The following is a 16,553-nucleotide window of genomic DNA, read 5'->3' on the forward strand; positions in this document are numbered from 1 at the left end:
CGGGTTGGGCAGCGGAATCTGTTGTGCCCGTGCTGACCTCATCGCTGGCAAGCCAGATCCCACAGGGTGGCGCGCTATTGCAGGATCTTTGTGGGAGCTGGCTTGCCAGCGATGAGGCCGGTACAGGTACTGCATTACTCGCTGGAAACCACCAGGCCCTGTTCGCGCAAACGCTTGTAAAGGGTCGTGCGGCTAATCCCCAATGCTCTGGCTACAGAAGAGAGATTGCCATTGGCACGCTGCAGCAGTTTGCCCAGGTCGTTCGGGGTGTGTTCGAGTGTTGCGTTTGCCACGTGGCACTCGGCTTCAGCCAGAAAGCTGTCCGGCAGATGCTCCACCCCGACCGGTTGATCACCAGCCAATGCCAGCGCCACCTGCATCACACTGACCAGCTCACGCAGATTGCCCGGCCAGGGATGCCGCTCCAGCATCGTCAGCACATCATCCGCCAGGCGCTCGGGCTGGCCGGGCTCGCGATGGCGCCCATGCACCTCTTCGATCAGCGCGCGGCGGTCGCTGCGTTCGCGCAGCGCCGGCAGCACCAGGGTCAACCCGGCGATGCGGTAATAAAGGTCTTGGCGAAAACGCCCGACACGCACCTCGGCGGCGAGGTCGCGGTTGCTCGCCGACACCACGCGTATGTCCAGCGCCACCGGCTCGCCGCTGCCCAGCGGCTGGATGCTGCGGGCCTGCAGTACACGCAGCAGGCGGGCCTGGGTGGCCAGCGGCATGTCGCCGATTTCGTCGAGGAACAGCACGCCGCCGTCGGCCTTGCGGATCAGCCCGGGGTTGCCTTTATGGTGGGCGCCGGTGAAGGCGCCTTTTTCGTAGCCGAACAGCTCCGACTCCACCAGTTCCGCCGGGATCGCCGCGCAGTTGACCGCGATCAGCGGCTGGCGCGCCCGGCTGCTGGCCTGGTGCAGGGCGTTGACGAACACCTCCTTGCCTACCCCGGTCTCGCCCTGCACCAGCAGCGGGATGTCCTTCTCCAGTAGCACACCGGCCTGGGCCAGCGCCTTGCTCACACGCGCATCCGTGGCGTTTGGCACACGGCGCGCGGGTGGCCGGCGAGGCCCCTGCCACTGGCAATGCAGGCGCTGGCGGCCATGGGCGAGCAGGGCGAAGGGGCGCCCTTCGGTGTGTTCGAGGATCTGCCGCAACGGCACCTGGAACAGCTGCGCCAGGTTCAGGTGGCGCGGGTCGGCGCCCAACAGGCTGCCTGCGCGGTGGTTGGCCGCACGCACCTCGCCGCGCTCGTCGAACAACAGCAGGCCGGCCCAGGGGCTGTCGAGGTTGTCGGCGCCGGTGTTGAACAGCAGCTGCCAATGCTGCTCGCCGGGCCCGGCGAGGATCAGCCGGTTCTCCAGGCTCTGGCTGAGCATGCGTACCAGGCCCAGGGTCTGGGCGGCGGGCAGGTAGCCGTCGCTGGCCACGTCGAGTACGCCGACCAGGCGCCGCTCGGCGTCGAACAGCGGTGCGGCAGCGCTGGCCATGTAGCGGTTCTGTCTCAGGTAGTGCTCGTCCTGGCCGACATGGATGGCCTCGCCGCACACCAATGCCGTGCCCAGCGCGTTGGTGCCGACGCCTTGTTCGCGCCAGCGTGCGCCGGGGGTGAAGGCGTGCTGCTGGCGCGGGTCGACGAAGCGCCGGGTACCCCAGGCGCCGAGCAGGCAGCCGCTGGCGTCGCCAAGCATCACCAGGTGGCTGGCGTTGCCCAGCAGGTGCGCGTATTGCGGCAGCACGTCGTCATGGGTGAGGCGCAGGAGCACTTGGTTGCGTTCGAGCAGGGCATCGAGCTCGGCACCGGTCAGGCAATCGAAGTCGGGCGCTTGCTGGGGCTGCAGGCCGTGCTCGCGGCAGCGCGCCCAGGAGGCCTGGATCAGTTGGGCGTGGGTCGAAACGGATTGGGCCATGGGCCTGTCCTGTGGGGTGTTGTTTTTATTGGCGACCGCGATTGAGTGTCGTTCAGTGCTGTTCAATGTCAAACCCGAGGGTGTTCAGTTGTTCAGCGAAACTGTTCACATCTGTACAGGCCGAGTGCCGTGCCCGGGCGCAAGATGCTGGTATAGAGCGGTTGTGCCGGGCTGGCACGGAACTGGCTGAGTGGGCTGGACAACCATTACAAGAAGGCCACGCCATGTCCCTGGTGCTGGAGCAGGTACGCCGCAGTGTCGACAACCAGCTGTGGATCGACGACGCCAGCCTGCGCTTCGAGCCCGGCTCGTTCAACGTGCTGCTGGGCCGCACCCTGGCCGGCAAGACCAGCCTGATGCGCCTGATGGCCGGCCTCGACCGCCCGGACAGCGGCCGGGTGCTGATGGATGGCGAGGATGTCACCGGGCGGCCGGTGCGCAGCCGCAACGTATCGATGGTCTATCAACAGTTCATCAACTACCCCACCCTCACGGTGTTCGAGAACATCGCCTCGCCGTTGCGCCAGGCGCGCATGGCCGAACCGGACATCCAGCGGCGGGTGCGCGAAACCGCCGAGATGTTGCGCATCGAGCCCTTTCTCGGGCGCCTGCCGCTGGAATTGTCGGGTGGCCAGCAGCAGCGCACCGCCATGGCCCGGGCATTGGTCAAGGACGCCTCGCTGATCCTGTTCGACGAGCCCTTGGTCAACCTCGACTACAAGCTGCGCGAGGGCTTGCGCCAGGAGCTGCGCGGCCTGTTCGCCGAGCGCAACTGCATCGCCGTGTATGCCACCACCGAGCCCAACGAGGCGCTGGCCTTGGGTGGCACAACCACCTTGCTGCACGAGGGCCGGGTGATCCAGAGCGGCCGCACCACCGAGGTGTATCAACGGCCCGCCAGCGTGCTGGCCGCCGAGCTGTTCTGCGAGCCGCCGATCAACCTGGTGCCCGGGCGCATCGTCGGCAACGAGGTGAGCCTGGCCGGTGCCGTGCACTTTGCCCGCACGGCCGACCTGCGTGAACTGGCGGACGGCGAGTATCGTTTCGGCATCCGCCCCGGCCACCTGACCCTGGTGCCGTCGCGCGACGATGACCTGGAGCTGGCGGTGCTGGTGGAGCTGGCCGAGATCAGCGGCTCGGAAACCTTCCTGCATGTGCGCAACGAGCACTGGCGCATGACCCTGCATCTGCCGGGCGTGCACGAATATCAGGTGGACACGCCGATCCGTGTGTTCGTCCCCACCCACAAGCTGTTCATCTTCGACAGCGCCAACACCCTGGTGCAGGCGCCGCGCCTGCGCGACGCGAGGAGCGCCTGATGGCCGAGATCCGCCTGCACCAGCTGGCCCACAGTTACAGCCGCTCGCCCGCAAGCGCCGACGACTACGCCTTGCATGAGCTGGAGCATGTGTGGGCTCAGGGCGGTGCCTATGCCTTGCTCGGGCCGTCCGGCTGCGGCAAGTCGACCTTGCTCAACATCATCTCTGGCCTGCTGGCGCCCTCCCATGGCGAGGTGTTGTTCGACGGCAAGGTGGTCAACGCCTTGACCCCGCAGCAGCGCAACATCGCTCAGGTGTTCCAGTTCCCGGTGGTGTACGACACCATGACGGTGTTCGACAACTTGGCCTTCCCCCTGCGCAACCAGGGCTTGGACGAGGCGCGGGTGCGTGCGCGGGTCGAGGAAATCGCCGAGGTGCTGGAGCTGACCGCGGTGCTGCACAAGCGCGCGCGCAACCTCAGCGCCGACGAAAAGCAGAAGGTCTCCATGGGCCGCGGGCTGGTGCGCGACGACGTGTCGGCGATCCTCTTCGATGAGCCGCTGACGGTGATCGATCCGCACCTGAAATGGAAGCTGCGGCGCAAGCTCAAGCAGATCCACGAGCAGTTCAACATCACCATGATCTACGTCACCCACGATCAGCTGGAGGCCTCGACCTTCGCCGACAAGATCGCGGTGATGCACGCCGGGCGCATCGTCCAGTTCGGCACCCCACGCGAGCTGTTCGAACGGCCCCGGCATACCTTCGTCGGCTATTTCATCGGCAGCCCCGGGATGAACCTGATCGATGTGCGCGCCGAGGCCGACGGCGTGAGCTTTGGCGATGTCCATCTGGTGTTGCACGAGGGGGTGCGTGAGCGCCTGGCAACCTCTGAAGGCGGGCGTTTGCAGGTGGGCATCCGCCCGGAGTTCGTGCAGGTGTGGGAGCACCCCTTCGACAACGCTTTCGAGACGCGCGTGGTGGACGTGGAGGACCTGGGTACCTACCGCATCCTCACGCTGGTGCTGGCGGGGGTGACCCTCAAGGCGCGCCTGGGCGAGGACCGGGTGGTGCCCCATGGCCGGGCCTGGGTGAGCCTGCCGCCGCAATGGCTGATGCTCTACCTGGACGATCTGCTGGTGGAGGCCGAGGCATGAACAAGGTGCCGAACAACAAGGCCTGGTGGCTGGTGCTGCCGGTGTTCCTGCTGGTGGCGTTCAGCGCCGTGATCCCGATGATGACCGTGGTCAACTACTCGGTGCAGGACATCTTCGATGCCTCCAACCGTTACTTCGTCGGTGCCGACTGGTACCGCCAGGTGCTACGCGACCCGGCGCTGCATGATGCGCTGCTGCGCCAGTTCATCTATTCCGGGTGCGTGCTGGCCATCGAAATCCCGCTGGGTATCGCCATCGCCCTGACCATGCCGACCCGTGGGCGCATGGCGTCGGTGTGCCTGATCCTCATGGCCATCCCCTTGCTGATCCCGTGGAACGTGGTGGGCACCATCTGGCAGATCTTCGGCCGCGCCGACATCGGTCTGCTCGGCGCGACGCTGGCCAAGCTTGGGGTCAACTACAACTATGCCGGCGACCCGCTTGACGCCTGGGTCACCGTGTTGGTGATGGACGTGTGGCACTGGACTTCGCTGGTGGCGCTGCTGTGCTACTCGGGTTTGCGCGCCATCCCCGACGTGTACTACCAGGCCGCGCGCATCGACCGGGCATCGGGCTGGGCGGTGTTTCGCCATATCCAGCTGCCGAAGCTCAAGAATGTGCTGCTGATCGCGGTGATGCTGCGGTTCATGGACAGCTTCATGATCTACACCGAGCCGTTCGTGCTCACAGGCGGCGGGCCGGGCAATGCCACCACGTTCCTCAGCCAGACCCTCACGCGCATGGCGGTCGGGCAGTTCGACCTGGGGCCGGCGGCGGCGTTCTCGCTGGTGTACTTCCTGATCATCCTGCTGGTGTCGTGGCTGTTCTACACAGCCATGACCCACGCCGACAAGGAGTAGGCCATGAGCAAGCGCAAAACGCTGGCCCTGCTGTTGTACTTCTTCTTCCTGTTGGTGCCGATCTACTGGCTGCTGAACATGTCGTTCAAGAGCAACAGCGAGATCCTCGGTGGGCTGACGTTGTGGCCGCAGGTGTTTACCTTCGACAACTACCGGGTGATCTTCACCGACGCCAGCTGGTACAGCGGCTATATCAACTCGCTGTACTACGTGTGCCTGAACACGGTCATCTCGCTGACGGTGGCCTTGCCGGCGGCCTATGCCTTTTCGCGCTATCGCTTTCTTGGCGACCGGCACCTGTTCTTCTGGCTGCTGACCAACCGCATGGCGCCGCCGGCGGTGTTCCTGCTGCCGTTCTTCCAGCTGTATTCGTCGATCGGCCTGTTCGATACGCACATTGCCGTGGCCCTGGCCCACTGCCTGTTCAACGTGCCGCTGGCGGTGTGGATTCTGGAGGGCTTCATGAGCGGGGTGCCGAAGGAGATCGATGAAACCGCCTACATCGATGGGTACAGCTTCCCGCGGTTCTTCGTGAAGATCTTCATCCCGCTGATCGGTTCGGGGATCGGCGTGACGGCCTTCTTCTGCTTCATGTTCTCTTGGGTCGAGCTGCTGCTGGCACGCACCCTCACTTCAGTGAACGCCAAGCCGATCGCGGCGGTGATGACCCGCACGGTGTCCGCCTCGGGTATCGACTGGGGCGTGCTGGCGGCGGCCGGGGTGCTGACCATTTTGCCGGGCATGCTGGTGATCTGGTTCGTGCGCAACCATGTGGCCAAGGGCTTTGCCCTGGGCCGGGTGTGAGGAGGGCGGATGATGGAGTGGATGGCCTGGACCCTGCCGACCGCGCTGTTCTTCTCGGCGATCGGCCTGTTGTTGATGTGCATGACCCTGTTCGAACTGCGCCGCCCGTGCCTGGAACGTCGCGGTTTTCTGCCGATTGCCACGACCCGTGGCGACCGGCTGTTCATCGGCTTGTTGGTCAGCGCCTACCTGCATCTGCTGGTGGTGGGGGTGAGCGACTGGCCGTTGTGGGTGGCCTCGCTGCTGTCGCTGGCGTGGCTGGTGGTGGTGCTGCGCTGGGGTTGAGCCTGGGGCAAGGATCCTTCTGCAATCTGGAGATCACAATGTTCGATAACGACAACAAACGGCGACATTTGACCCTGGCCGCACTGCTGGTGCTGGCCGGCCTGCACGGCACGGCCTGGGCCGACCAGTACGAAGACGCGGCGAAAAAATGGATCGGCAGCGAGTTCAAGCCGTCGACCCTGACCCCGGAGCAGCAACTCGAAGAGCTCAAGTGGTTCATCAAGGCCGCCGAGCCGTTCCGTGGGATGAAGATCAACGTGGTGTCGGAAACCATCACCACCCACGAATACGAGTCCAAGGTGCTGGCCAAGGCCTTCACCGAGATCACCGGCATCCAGTTGACCCACGACCTGCTGCAGGAAGGCGATGTGGTGGAAAAACTGCAGACCCAGATGCAGTCGGACAAGAACATCTATGACGGCTGGGTCAACGATTCCGATTTGATCGGCACGCACTTTCGCTATGGCAAGGTGGAGTCGATCACCGACCTGATGGCCAATGAGGGCAAGAACTACACCTCGCCAACCCTGGACCTGAAGGACTTCATCGGCATTTCCTTCACCACTGCGCCGGACGGCAAGATCTACCAGTTGCCTGACCAGCAGTTCGCCAACCTCTACTGGTTCCGCGCCGACTGGTTCGAGCGCCCGGACCTGAAAGCCAAGTTCAAGGAGAAGTACGGCTACGAGTTGGGCGTGCCGGTGAACTGGTCGGCCTACGAGGACATCGCCAAGTTCTTCAGCGAGGACGTCAAGGAGATCGACGGCAAGCGGGTCTATGGCCACATGGACTATGGCAAGAAGGACCCTTCGCTGGGCTGGCGTTTCACCGATGCCTGGTTTTCCATGGCCGGCGGTGGCGACAAGGGGCTGCCCAACGGCCTGCCGGTGGACGAGTGGGGCATTCGCGTGGAGGACTGCCACCCGGTGGGCTCCAGTGTGACCCGCGGCGGCGACACCAATGGCCCGGCGGCGGTGTTCGCCACGCAGAAGTACGTGGACTGGATGCGCGCCTACGCCCCCAAGGAAGCCCAGGGCATGACTTTCTCCGAGGCGGGCCCGGTGCCGGCGCAGGGCAACATCGCCCAGCAGATCTTCTGGTACACCGCCTTCACCGCCGACATGACCAAGCCCGGGCTGCCGGTGGTCAACGCCGACGGCACGCCGAAGTGGCGCATGGCGCCCTCGCCCAAGGGACCGTACTGGGAGGAGGGGATGAAGCTCGGTTATCAGGACACCGGCTCCTGGACCTTCTTCAAATCCACCCCTGAGAAACAGCGTCTGGCGGCCTGGCTGTATGCCCAGTTCGTCACCTCCAAGACCGTGTCGCTGAAGAAGACCGTCGTCGGCCTGACGCCGATCCGCGAGTCGGACATCAACTCCCAGGCCATGACCGACCTGGCGCCCAAGCTGGGCGGGCTGGTGGAGTTCTACAGAAGCCCGGCGCGGGTGCAGTGGACGCCGACCGGCACCAACGTGCCGGATTATCCGCGCCTGGCGCAGCTGTGGTGGAGCCATATCGCCGAGGTGGCCAGTGGCGAGAAGACGCCGCAAGAGGCGCTGGACGGGCTGGCGCGGGATCAGGACCGGATGATGGAGCGGCTGCAGCGCTCCAACGCGCAGGCCACCTGTGCGCCCAAGCTCAACCCCGAGAAGGATGCCCAGTACTGGTTCGACCAGCCGGGGGCGCCGAAGCCGAAGCTGGCCAACGAGAAGCCAAAGGGCGAAACGGTCAGCTACAACGAATTGCTGAAGTCGTGGGAGGCGGCGCGCAAGTGATCGGTTAGCTTCAAGGGCCTCATCACGGGGCAAGCCCGCTCCCACGCTATGCAGCGCCATGTAGCGTGGGAGCGGGCTTGCCCCGCGATAGGGCTTTTGCAAAAACGCCAGGCAAAAAAAACGGCACCTGCCAGAGGTGCCGTTTTCGCTTCACGCCAACTTACTTGTGCAGCTCTTCAGCGGCATACAGCGTATTTTCCAGCAGGCAGGCGCGGGTCATCGGGCCAACGCCGCCGGGTACCGGGGTGATCCAGCCAGCGCGGGGCAGGGCGGTCTCGTAGACCACGTCGCCGACCAGCTTGCCGTCTTCCTGGCGGTTGATGCCGACGTCGATGACGATCGCACCTTCCTTGACCCACTCACCCTTGACCAGGCCCGGCTTGCCGGCGGCGACCACCAGCAGGTCGGCACGGCCAACGTGGCCGGCCAGGTCCTTGGTGAAGCGGTGGCAGACGGTGACGGTGCAGCCGGCCAGCAGCAGTTCCATGGCCATCGGGCGACCGACGATGTTGGAAGCGCCGACGATGACCGCGTTCATGCCGTACAGGTCCTGGCCGGTGCTTTCCAGCAGGGTGATGATGCCCTTTGGGGTGCACGGGCGCAGCAGCGGGATGCGTTGCGCGAGGCGGCCGATGTTGTACGGGTGGAAGCCGTCGACGTCCTTGTCCGGGCGGATGCGCTCGAGCAGCAGCGAGGCGTCCAGGTGCGCGGGCAGCGGCAACTGCAGCAGGATGCCATCGACGGCCGGGTCGTCGTTGAGGCGGTCGATCAGCTCGGTCAGGGCCTGCTGGGTGGTTTCGCTGGGCAGGTCGAAGGCCTGCGAGATGAAGCCGACTTCTTCGCAGTCCTTGCGCTTGTGCGAGACATAGACTTGGGAGGCCGGGTCGGTACCGACCAGGATCACTGCCAGGCCTGGCGTACGCAGGCCCTGCTGGCGGCGCTCCGCGACACGTTGCGCGATCTGCTTGCGCAGGTTGGCGGCGATCGCCTTGCCATCGATAAGGTGTGCAGTCATAGACGCGTGATTAACCATCGAGAAGGAAACATGAAGAAGCGCGCATTCTCGCACGACACGGCGCAAGGGCAAAGGCGGGTGGTCGGGCAAATCCCCTAACCCCTTCAATAATTTAAATTTTTTTCAGAAACATGTTGACGACTTTGAGGGTCGGCTATAAGATTCGCCGCACTTGTCGGGCACTGCCTGGCACGGGTTGGCAAAGTTGGACGGAATAAGCGGTTTGTTGGCTTGTTGAGTCGGACTGAAAGCTTAAGCGCCCGTAGCTCAGCTGGATAGAGCATCCGCCTTCTAAGCGGATGGTCGCAGGTTCGAGTCCTGCCGGGTGCGCCATTAGGCCTGGGCAAGTAAGCAGTAACGCAATATGGTGGGCGTAGCTCAGTTGGTAGAGCGCCGGATTGTGATTCCGGTTGTCGTGGGTTCGATTCCCATCGTCCACCCCAGATTCGGCAAAGGCGCCAGGATTGAATGATCAGGCGCCTTTGTTTTAAGCGCTTCATGCGGACGTGGTGAAATTGGTAGACACACTGGATTTAGGTTCCAGCGGCGCAAGCTGTAAGAGTTCGAGTCTCTTCGTCCGCACCATGTTTCTGTAAGGCTGTACCGCAACACTGCATTATGGTGGGCGTAGCTCAGTTGGTAGAGCGCCGGATTGTGATTCCGGTTGTCGTGGGTTCGATTCCCATCGTCCACCCCATATTTTATGAAGGCGCCTTGATCGAAAGATCGGGCGCCTTTGTTGTTTTTGCATTGCATGGTTTGCGGTGCTCGAGCCAGCGGCCGCTGCAGAGTCCGGGCTGAGGGGGCTGCAATCATTGCTCGGCTCACCCCTTGCAATCCTCTATTGATGCCCCAATAAAAGCTGTTAGATTTCAGCCGGTTGACCGTCCGGCCAAGATGCTGGCAGAGGAATACCGCAAATGATCGCAAAAGAAGCGCGCCAGGCCCTGGCGCTGCAACGTTTCGTCGAAGCCAATCCGCAACTGCTCGAGGAGATTCGCGAGCTGGATGCCCGCGAGCAGGCGCAGCAGATCGAATGGGCGTTCGAGGATGCCGCCGATGAGCAGGGTATCCAGCCCTGGGAATTGGCCCTGCAATTGATCGCGCAAACGCCGGAGCAGCTGCAGGCGATGCGCCTGGAAACCCACCGCGAGGTGGCTGAGGCGCTGGGGATGGAGTGGGAAGAATACTGCCAGTTCAACGAGATCGAGCCGCAATAAAAGGTGCGTTCGGGTTGGGCGGGGTTTGTTTGACAAGGTTTTACAATCGCGCGGCCCATGACGGCCTGCGCGGGCAACGCTTAAACAGGCTCGACGCCACGGCGCTTGGGCCTTTCAAGGAAATCGACCGGCGTGGTCTGCCGACAATCCGGGTGGGGTGACTTCTGCTGCATGAGTCACTAGAATGCTTGCCCTTGATTCTGGAGTCGGGCTATCGCCGGCTAACGTCTGTGCAACGAGGAATATCCATGCAAGTTTCTGTTGAAAACACTTCCGCTCTCGAGCGCCGCATGACCATCGCCGTTCCGGCCGAGCGCGTCGAGAACGAAGTCAACAAGCGTCTGCAGCAGACTGCCCGTCGCGCCAAGGTTGCAGGCTTCCGTCCTGGCAAGGTGCCGATGAGCGTCATTCGCCAGCGTTTCGAAGCCGATGCCCGTCAGGAAGCTTTCGGTGACCTGGTCCAGGCCTCCTTCTACGAAGCCATCGTCGAGCAGAAGCTGAACCCGGCCGGCGCCCCTGCCGTTGAGCCGAAGTCGTTCGAAAAGGGCAAGGACCTCGAGTTCGTCGCCATCTTCGAAGTCTTCCCTGAGTTCACCGTTTCGGGCCTGGAATCGATCAGCGTCGAGCGCCTGAGCGCCGAAGTGGCCGATGCCGACCTGGACAAGATGCTGGACGTGCTGCGCAAGCAGAACACCCGTTTCGAAGCTGTCGAGCGCGCTGCGCAGAACGACGATCAAGTCAACATCGACTTCGTTGGCAAGATCGACGGTGAAGCCTTCGCCGGTGGTTCGGCCAAGGGCACTCAGCTGGTGCTGGGTTCCGGCCGCATGATCCCAGGCTTCGAAGAAGGTCTGGTCGGCGCCAAGGCCGGTGAAGAGCGCGTTGTCAACGTGACCTTCCCAGAGGACTACCAGAACCTCGACCTGGCTGGCAAAGCCGCCGAGTTCACCATCACCGTCAACAGCGTTTCGGCACCACAGCTGCCAGAACTGAACGAAGAGTTCTTCGCTCAATTCGGTATCAAAGAGTCGACCCTGGAAGGCTTCCGCACCGAAGTTCGCAAGAACATGGAGCGCGAACTGCGTCAGGCCACCAAGACCAAGGTCAAGAACCAGGTCATGGACGGTCTGCTGGCCGCCAACCCGATCGAAGTGCCAAAAGCCCTGCTGGAAAACGAAGTCAACCGTCTGCGCGTGCAGGCTGTCCAGCAGTTCGGTGGCAACATCAAGCCTGACCAACTGCCGGCCGAGCTGTTCGAAGAGCAAGCCAAGCGCCGCGTGGTGCTGGGCCTGATCGTCGCCGAAGTGGTCAAGCAGTTCGAGCTGAAGCCGGACGACGCCAAAGTGCGTGAAATGATCGAAGAAATGGCTTCGGCCTACCAGGAGCCAGAGCAGGTTATCGCCTGGTACTACAAGAACGACCAGCAACTGAACGAAGTGCGTTCGGTTGTACTGGAAGAACAAGTTGTAGATACTGTCCTGCAGAAAGCGACTGTGACCGACAAATCGGTCTCGTACGAAGAAGCTGTAAAGCCAGCACAGGCTCAAGCCGACGCTGAGTAACAGGCTACTCTCGTAGGAAACCCCCACAAGCCAGCCTTCGCGCTGGCTTGTGCGTATTCAAGCCATGACTATTTGGGAGTGAGTGCAGGACATGTCCCGCAATTCTTATATTCAGCAGAGCTCTGACATCCAGGCCGCAGGCGGCCTGGTCCCGATGGTTATCGAGCAGTCCGCCCGTGGCGAACGCGCCTATGACATCTACTCGCGCCTCTTGAAGGAGCGGGTGATCTTCCTGGTCGGCCCCGTAGAAGACTACATGGCCAACCTGGTGGTGGCGCAGCTGCTGTTCCTGGAAGCGGAAAACCCGGACAAGGATATCCATCTGTACATCAACTCGCCGGGCGGTTCGGTGACTGCCGGTATGTCGATCTACGACACCATGCAGTTCATCAAGCCGGACGTCTCGACCATCTGCATCGGCCAGGCCTGCAGCATGGGCGCCTTCCTGCTGGCGGCCGGTGCCGCTGGCAAGCGCCACTGCCTGCCGAACTCGCGCGTGATGATTCACCAGCCGCTCGGCGGCTTCCAGGGTCAGGCGACCGACATCGAGATCCACGCCCAGGAAATCCTCAACATCAAGGCGCGCCTGAACGAGCTGCTGGCCCATCACACCGGCCAGCCGCTCGAGACCATCAAGCGCGATACCGAGCGTGACAACTTCATGAGCGCTGCGCGCGCGGCCGAGTACGGCCTGATCGACTCGGTCTACGACAAGCGGCAACTGGCATCCTGAAGCAATGCGCCAGAGCGGGCGGGCGTGGAAAGCGCCCACCCGCGGACTTGAAAAAGCCTGCGATTGCCTTCATCTTGTGTTTCAAGCCTACCGGATTGGATCGATCGAATGACTGACACCCGTAACGGCGAGGACAACGGCAAATTGCTCTATTGCTCCTTCTGCGGCAAAAGCCAGCACGAAGTGCGCAAGTTGATTGCCGGCCCCTCGGTATTTATCTGCGACGAGTGCGTCGACCTGTGCAACGACATCATCCGTGAGGAGGTGCAGGAAGCCCAGGCCGAGAGCAACGCGCACAAGTTACCCTCGCCGAAAGAAATCAGCGGCATCCTGGACCAGTATGTCATTGGTCAGGAGCGCGCCAAGAAGGTGCTTGCCGTAGCGGTGTACAACCACTACAAGCGCCTGAACCAGCGTGACAAGAAGGGCGACGAAGTCGAACTCGGCAAAAGCAACATCCTGCTGATCGGGCCAACCGGCTCGGGCAAGACGCTGCTCGCCGAAACCCTCGCGCGCCTGCTGAACGTACCGTTCACCATTGCTGACGCCACCACCCTGACCGAAGCCGGTTATGTGGGTGAGGACGTCGAGAACATCATTCAGAAACTGCTGCAAAAGTGCGACTACGACGTGGAAAAGGCCCAGATGGGCATCGTCTACATCGACGAGATCGACAAGATCTCGCGCAAGTCGGACAACCCGTCCATTACCCGCGATGTTTCGGGTGAGGGCGTGCAGCAGGCACTGCTGAAACTGATCGAAGGCACCGTCGCTTCCGTGCCGCCGCAAGGTGGTCGCAAGCACCCGCAACAGGAATTCCTGCAGGTTGATACCCGCAATATCCTGTTCATCTGCGGTGGCGCCTTCTCTGGCCTGGAAAAGGTCATCCAGAACCGTTCCACCAAGGGTGGTATCGGTTTCAGTGCAGAAGTGCGCAGCAAGGAAGAAGGCAAGAAAGTCGGCGAGTCTCTGCGTGAGGTCGAGCCGGACGATCTGGTCAAGTTTGGTCTCATCCCCGAGTTCGTCGGTCGTCTGCCGGTACTGGCGACGCTGGACGAGCTGGACGAGGCTGCACTGATGCAGATTCTGACCGAGCCGAAGAACGCGCTGACCAAGCAGTACGCCAAGCTGTTCGAAATGGAAAGCGTCGACCTCGAGTTCCGCAGCGATGCGCTCAAGGCCGTTGCCCGCAAGGCGCTGGATCGCAAGACCGGTGCCCGTGGCCTGCGTTCGATCCTGGAAGGCGTGCTGCTCGACACCATGTACGAGATTCCTTCGCAGAAGGAAGTCAGCAAGGTGGTGATCGACGAGAGCGTCATCGAGGGTACTTCGAAGCCGCTGCTGATCTACGAAAACAGCGAGCCGCAAGCCAAAGCCGCCCCCGACGCCTGATCGGGCAAGGGGCAGCATGCAGAAAGGGGCCTTCGGGCCCCTTTTTGCATTTCCTGGTATCGACGCTTGTAATTTCAAAGGGCTGCCCCCACATTAGCTCCAAGCACCATTTCCAACGGTTTCCGGCCACAAGGCCGCTGTAGAGGCGAAATCATGAAGACCACCCTCGACTTGCCTCTTTTGCCATTGCGCGACGTTGTCGTCTATCCGCACATGGTCATCCCACTGTTCGTGGGGCGTGAGAAGTCCATCGAAGCCCTCGAGGCGGCGATGACGGGCGAAAAGCAGATCCTCCTGCTGGCCCAGAAAAACCCTGCCGACGATGATCCGGGTGAGGATGCCCTGTACCGCGTCGGTACCGTCGCCACCGTCCTGCAACTGCTCAAGCTGCCCGATGGCACCGTCAAGGTGCTGGTCGAGGGCGAGCAGCGCGGCTCGGTCGAACGTTTCAATGAAATCGACGGCCACATCCGTGCCGAAGTCAGCCTGATCGACGAAGTGGAGGCCGCCGAGCGCGAGTCCGAAGTCTTCGTGCGCACTTTGCTGTCGCAGTTCGAACAGTATGTGCAGCTGGGCAAGAAGGTCCCGGCCGAAGTGCTGTCTTCACTGAACAGCATCGAAGAGCCGGGCCGCCTGGTCGATACCATGGCCGCGCACATGGCCTTGAAGATCGAGCAGAAGCAGGAAATCCTCGAGATTGTCGAGCTGCAGGCCCGTGTCGAGCACGTGCTGGCGCTGCTGGATGCCGAGATCGACCTGTTGCAGGTCGAGAAGCGCATCCGTGGCCGGGTCAAGAAGCAGATGGAGCGCAGCCAGCGCGAGTACTACCTGAATGAGCAGATGAAGGCCATTCAGAAAGAACTCGGCGATGGCGACGAAGGTCACAACGAAGTCGAAGAGCTCAAGAAGCGCATCGAAGCTGCCGGCCTGCCGAAAGACGCCCTGACCAAGGCCCAGGCTGAGCTCAACAAGCTCAAGCAGATGTCGCCGATGTCCGCTGAGGCCACCGTGGTGCGTTCGTACCTGGACTGGCTGGTGCAGGTGCCGTGGAAGGCTCAGAGCAAGGTGCGCCTGGACCTGGCCAAGGCCGAAGAGATCCTCGATGCCGACCACTATGGCCTGGAAGAGGTCAAGGAACGCATTCTCGAATACCTCGCCGTGCAGAAGCGGGTGAAGAAGATTCGCGGCCCGGTGCTGTGCCTGGTCGGCCCGCCTGGCGTGGGCAAGACCTCGCTGGCCGAGTCGATTGCCGCTGCCACCAATCGCAAGTTCGTGCGCATGGCCCTCGGTGGCGTGCGTGACGAAGCAGAAATCCGCGGTCACCGTCGTACCTACATTGGTTCGATGCCGGGCCGCCTGATCCAGAAAATGACCAAGGTGGGCGTCCGCAACCCGCTGTTCCTGCTCGACGAAATCGACAAGATGGGCAGCGACATGCGTGGCGACCCGGCGTCGGCGCTGCTGGAGGTGCTCGACCCGGAGCAGAACCACAACTTCAACGATCACTACCTGGAGGTCGACTACGACCTGTCGGACGTGATGTTCCTGTGCACCTCGAACTCGATGAACATCCCGCCGGCGCTGCTCGACCGCATGGAAGTCATCCGTCTGCCGGGTTACACCGAGGACGAGAAGATCAACATCGCGGTCAAGTACCTGGTGCCCAAGCAGGTCAAGGCCAACGGCCTGAAGAAGGATGAGCTGGAGGTCGATGTTTCGGCGATCCGTGACATCATTCGCTACTACACCCGCGAAGCTGGTGTGCGAGGCCTGGAGCGGCAGATCGCCAAGGTGTGCCGCAAGGTGGTCAAGGAGCACACTGGGCAGAAGCAGTTCAAGGTCAAGGTTACTGGCGAGCAGCTTGAGCAACTGCTGGGCGTGAAGAAATTCCGCTACGGCCTCGCCGAGCAGCAGGACCAGATCGGCCAGGTCACCGGCCTTGCCTGGACCCAGGTGGGTGGTGAGCTGCTGACCATCGAAGCTGTGGTCATTCCCGGCAAGGGCCAGCTGATCAAGACCGGCTCGCTGGGCGACGTCATGGTCGAGTCGATCACCGCTGCGCAAACCGTGGTGCGAAGCCGTGCCGCAAGCCTGGGGATCGCTGCAGACTTCCATGAAAAGCGCGACGTTCACATCCATATGCCTGAAGGTGCTACACCCAAGGATGGCCCGAGCGCAGGCATCGGCATGTGCACCGCATTGGTCTCGGCGTTGACCCAGATCCCCGTGCGCGCAGATGTCGCGATGACCGGCGAGATCACCCTGCGTGGTCAGGTTCTGGCCATTGGTGGCCTCAAGGAAAAACTGCTGGCGGCACACCGTGGCGGGATCAAGACGGTGATCATTCCCGAGGAGAATGTTCGCGACTTGAAGGAAATTCCAGAAAATATCAAACAGGATCTTCAGATCAAACCGGTCAAATGGATTGACGAAGTCCTCCAAATTGCGCTGCAATACGCCCCGGAGCCCTTGCCAGATGTGGCTCCGGAGATTGTCGCCAAAGATGACAAGCGCGACAGCGATGCTAAGGAAAGAATCAGCACGCATTAGTAAGTATTTCGCTGGGGGGCTTTGG

The 16,553-nt window shown here is 62.4% G+C and carries 13 protein-coding genes and 4 tRNA genes; 15 read left to right on the forward strand and 2 right to left on the reverse strand.

Annotated features, from left to right (window positions below):
- Window positions 1–134: 134 nt before the first annotated feature.
- Window positions 135–1,913 (reverse strand): sigma-54-dependent Fis family transcriptional regulator, encoded by a 1,779-nt coding sequence (locus LOY51_RS09735; protein WP_258645953.1) that lies wholly within the window; start codon window positions 1,911–1,913, stop codon window positions 135–137.
- Between the two features lie 224 nt (window positions 1,914–2,137).
- On the opposite strand from LOY51_RS09735, the gene LOY51_RS09740 reads away from it, so the two are divergent.
- The 6 genes from LOY51_RS09740 to LOY51_RS09765 are packed head-to-tail and all read left to right on the forward strand — an operon-like array spanning window position 2,138 to window position 8,056.
- Window positions 2,138–3,232, forward strand: coding sequence for an ABC transporter ATP-binding protein (locus LOY51_RS09740; RefSeq protein ID WP_258645956.1), 1,095 nt, complete (start codon window positions 2,138–2,140; stop codon window positions 3,230–3,232).
- The gene (locus tag LOY51_RS09745; RefSeq protein WP_125858115.1) at window positions 3,232–4,329 is read left to right on the forward strand and encodes an ABC transporter ATP-binding protein; all 1,098 of its coding nucleotides are present in this window, start codon (window positions 3,232–3,234) and stop codon (window positions 4,327–4,329) included. The genes LOY51_RS09740 and LOY51_RS09745 overlap by 1 nt, the downstream gene beginning before the upstream one ends.
- The gene (locus LOY51_RS09750) at window positions 4,326–5,189 is read left to right on the forward strand and encodes a carbohydrate ABC transporter permease (protein WP_125463461.1); all 864 of its coding nucleotides are present in this window, start codon (window positions 4,326–4,328) and stop codon (window positions 5,187–5,189) included. Before LOY51_RS09745 ends, LOY51_RS09750 begins: the two co-directional genes overlap by 4 nt.
- Window positions 5,190–5,192: 3 nt before the next feature.
- Window positions 5,193–5,993, forward strand: a complete 801-nt coding sequence (locus tag LOY51_RS09755; RefSeq protein WP_125463462.1) for a carbohydrate ABC transporter permease — start codon at window positions 5,193–5,195, stop codon at window positions 5,991–5,993.
- Between the two features lie 12 nt (window positions 5,994–6,005).
- Entirely contained in the window at window positions 6,006–6,278 is a 273-nt protein-coding gene (locus tag LOY51_RS09760) for a DUF2160 domain-containing protein (RefSeq protein ID WP_110994396.1), read from the forward strand.
- 38 nt (window positions 6,279–6,316) lie between these two features.
- The gene (locus LOY51_RS09765; RefSeq protein WP_110994359.1) at window positions 6,317–8,056 is read left to right on the forward strand and encodes an ABC transporter substrate-binding protein; all 1,740 of its coding nucleotides are present in this window, start codon (window positions 6,317–6,319) and stop codon (window positions 8,054–8,056) included.
- Window positions 8,057–8,216: 160 nt separating this feature from the next.
- Here LOY51_RS09765 and folD read toward each other — a convergent pair whose 3' ends face one another.
- A complete protein-coding gene (gene folD / locus LOY51_RS09770; protein WP_110994358.1) occupies window positions 8,217–9,071 on the reverse strand; it encodes a bifunctional methylenetetrahydrofolate dehydrogenase/methenyltetrahydrofolate cyclohydrolase FolD in 855 nt (284 codons plus the stop codon).
- Window positions 9,072–9,327: 256 nt separating this feature from the next.
- On the opposite strand from folD, the gene LOY51_RS09775 reads away from it, so the two are divergent.
- The 9 genes from LOY51_RS09775 (at window position 9,328) to lon (ending at window position 16,528) form a co-directional block, all read left to right on the forward strand.
- A tRNA-Arg gene (locus tag LOY51_RS09775) sits at window positions 9,328–9,404 on the forward strand.
- Between the two features lie 34 nt (window positions 9,405–9,438).
- Window positions 9,439–9,514 (forward strand) — tRNA-His (locus LOY51_RS09780).
- 57 nt (window positions 9,515–9,571) lie between these two features.
- Window positions 9,572–9,656 (forward strand) — tRNA-Leu (locus LOY51_RS09785).
- Window positions 9,657–9,692: 36 nt separating this feature from the next.
- Window positions 9,693–9,768, forward strand: a tRNA-His gene (locus LOY51_RS09790).
- Window positions 9,769–9,991: 223 nt separating this feature from the next.
- Window positions 9,992–10,291, forward strand: a complete 300-nt coding sequence (locus LOY51_RS09795; RefSeq protein ID WP_258645963.1) for a DUF6388 family protein — start codon at window positions 9,992–9,994, stop codon at window positions 10,289–10,291.
- A 248-nt stretch (window positions 10,292–10,539) separates the two neighbouring features.
- Window positions 10,540–11,853, forward strand: coding sequence for a trigger factor (tig, locus tag LOY51_RS09800; protein WP_125858118.1), 1,314 nt, complete (start codon window positions 10,540–10,542; stop codon window positions 11,851–11,853).
- A 91-nt stretch (window positions 11,854–11,944) separates the two neighbouring features.
- On the forward strand, window positions 11,945–12,586 hold the full coding sequence (clpP, locus tag LOY51_RS09805) for an ATP-dependent Clp endopeptidase proteolytic subunit ClpP (RefSeq protein WP_023629742.1): 642 nt from the start codon (window positions 11,945–11,947) through the stop codon (window positions 12,584–12,586).
- 108 nt (window positions 12,587–12,694) lie between these two features.
- Window positions 12,695–13,978 carry an ATP-dependent Clp protease ATP-binding subunit ClpX gene (gene clpX, locus LOY51_RS09810; protein ID WP_125463465.1) on the forward strand — a complete coding sequence of 428 codons (1,284 nt, stop codon included), beginning with the start codon at window positions 12,695–12,697 and terminating at the stop codon, window positions 13,976–13,978.
- 153 nt (window positions 13,979–14,131) lie between these two features.
- Complete coding sequence (gene lon / locus LOY51_RS09815) at window positions 14,132–16,528, forward strand: endopeptidase La (protein WP_125858119.1); 2,397 nt, start codon at window positions 14,132–14,134, stop codon at window positions 16,526–16,528.
- Window positions 16,529–16,553 lie beyond the last annotated feature (25 nt).

Origin of the sequence: Pseudomonas sichuanensis, from assembly GCF_024749065.1 — a bacterium.
In the GTDB taxonomy this organism is placed as follows: Bacteria; Pseudomonadota; Gammaproteobacteria; order Pseudomonadales; family Pseudomonadaceae; genus Aquipseudomonas; species Aquipseudomonas sichuanensis.

Bases quoted from the DNA above. Each gene is read 5' to 3' on its own strand.
- LOY51_RS09735 (WP_258645953.1), bottom strand. From the start codon at position 1,913: ATGGCCCAATCCGTTTCGACCCACGCCCAACTGATCCAGGCCTCCTGG.
- LOY51_RS09740 (WP_258645956.1), top strand. From the start codon at position 2,138: ATGTCCCTGGTGCTGGAGCAGGTACGCCGCAGTGTCGACAACCAGCTG.
- LOY51_RS09745 (WP_125858115.1), top strand. From the start codon at position 3,232: ATGGCCGAGATCCGCCTGCACCAGCTGGCCCACAGTTACAGCCGCTCG.
- LOY51_RS09750 (WP_125463461.1), top strand. From the start codon at position 4,326: ATGAACAAGGTGCCGAACAACAAGGCCTGGTGGCTGGTGCTGCCGGTG.
- LOY51_RS09755 (WP_125463462.1), top strand. From the start codon at position 5,193: ATGAGCAAGCGCAAAACGCTGGCCCTGCTGTTGTACTTCTTCTTCCTG.
- LOY51_RS09760 (WP_110994396.1), top strand. From the start codon at position 6,006: ATGGAGTGGATGGCCTGGACCCTGCCGACCGCGCTGTTCTTCTCGGCG.
- LOY51_RS09765 (WP_110994359.1), top strand. From the start codon at position 6,317: ATGTTCGATAACGACAACAAACGGCGACATTTGACCCTGGCCGCACTG.
- folD (WP_110994358.1), bottom strand. From the start codon at position 9,071: ATGACTGCACACCTTATCGATGGCAAGGCGATCGCCGCCAACCTGCGC.
- LOY51_RS09795 (WP_258645963.1), top strand. From the start codon at position 9,992: ATGATCGCAAAAGAAGCGCGCCAGGCCCTGGCGCTGCAACGTTTCGTC.
- tig (WP_125858118.1), top strand. From the start codon at position 10,540: ATGCAAGTTTCTGTTGAAAACACTTCCGCTCTCGAGCGCCGCATGACC.
- clpP (WP_023629742.1), top strand. From the start codon at position 11,945: ATGTCCCGCAATTCTTATATTCAGCAGAGCTCTGACATCCAGGCCGCA.
- clpX (WP_125463465.1), top strand. From the start codon at position 12,695: ATGACTGACACCCGTAACGGCGAGGACAACGGCAAATTGCTCTATTGC.
- lon (WP_125858119.1), top strand. From the start codon at position 14,132: ATGAAGACCACCCTCGACTTGCCTCTTTTGCCATTGCGCGACGTTGTC.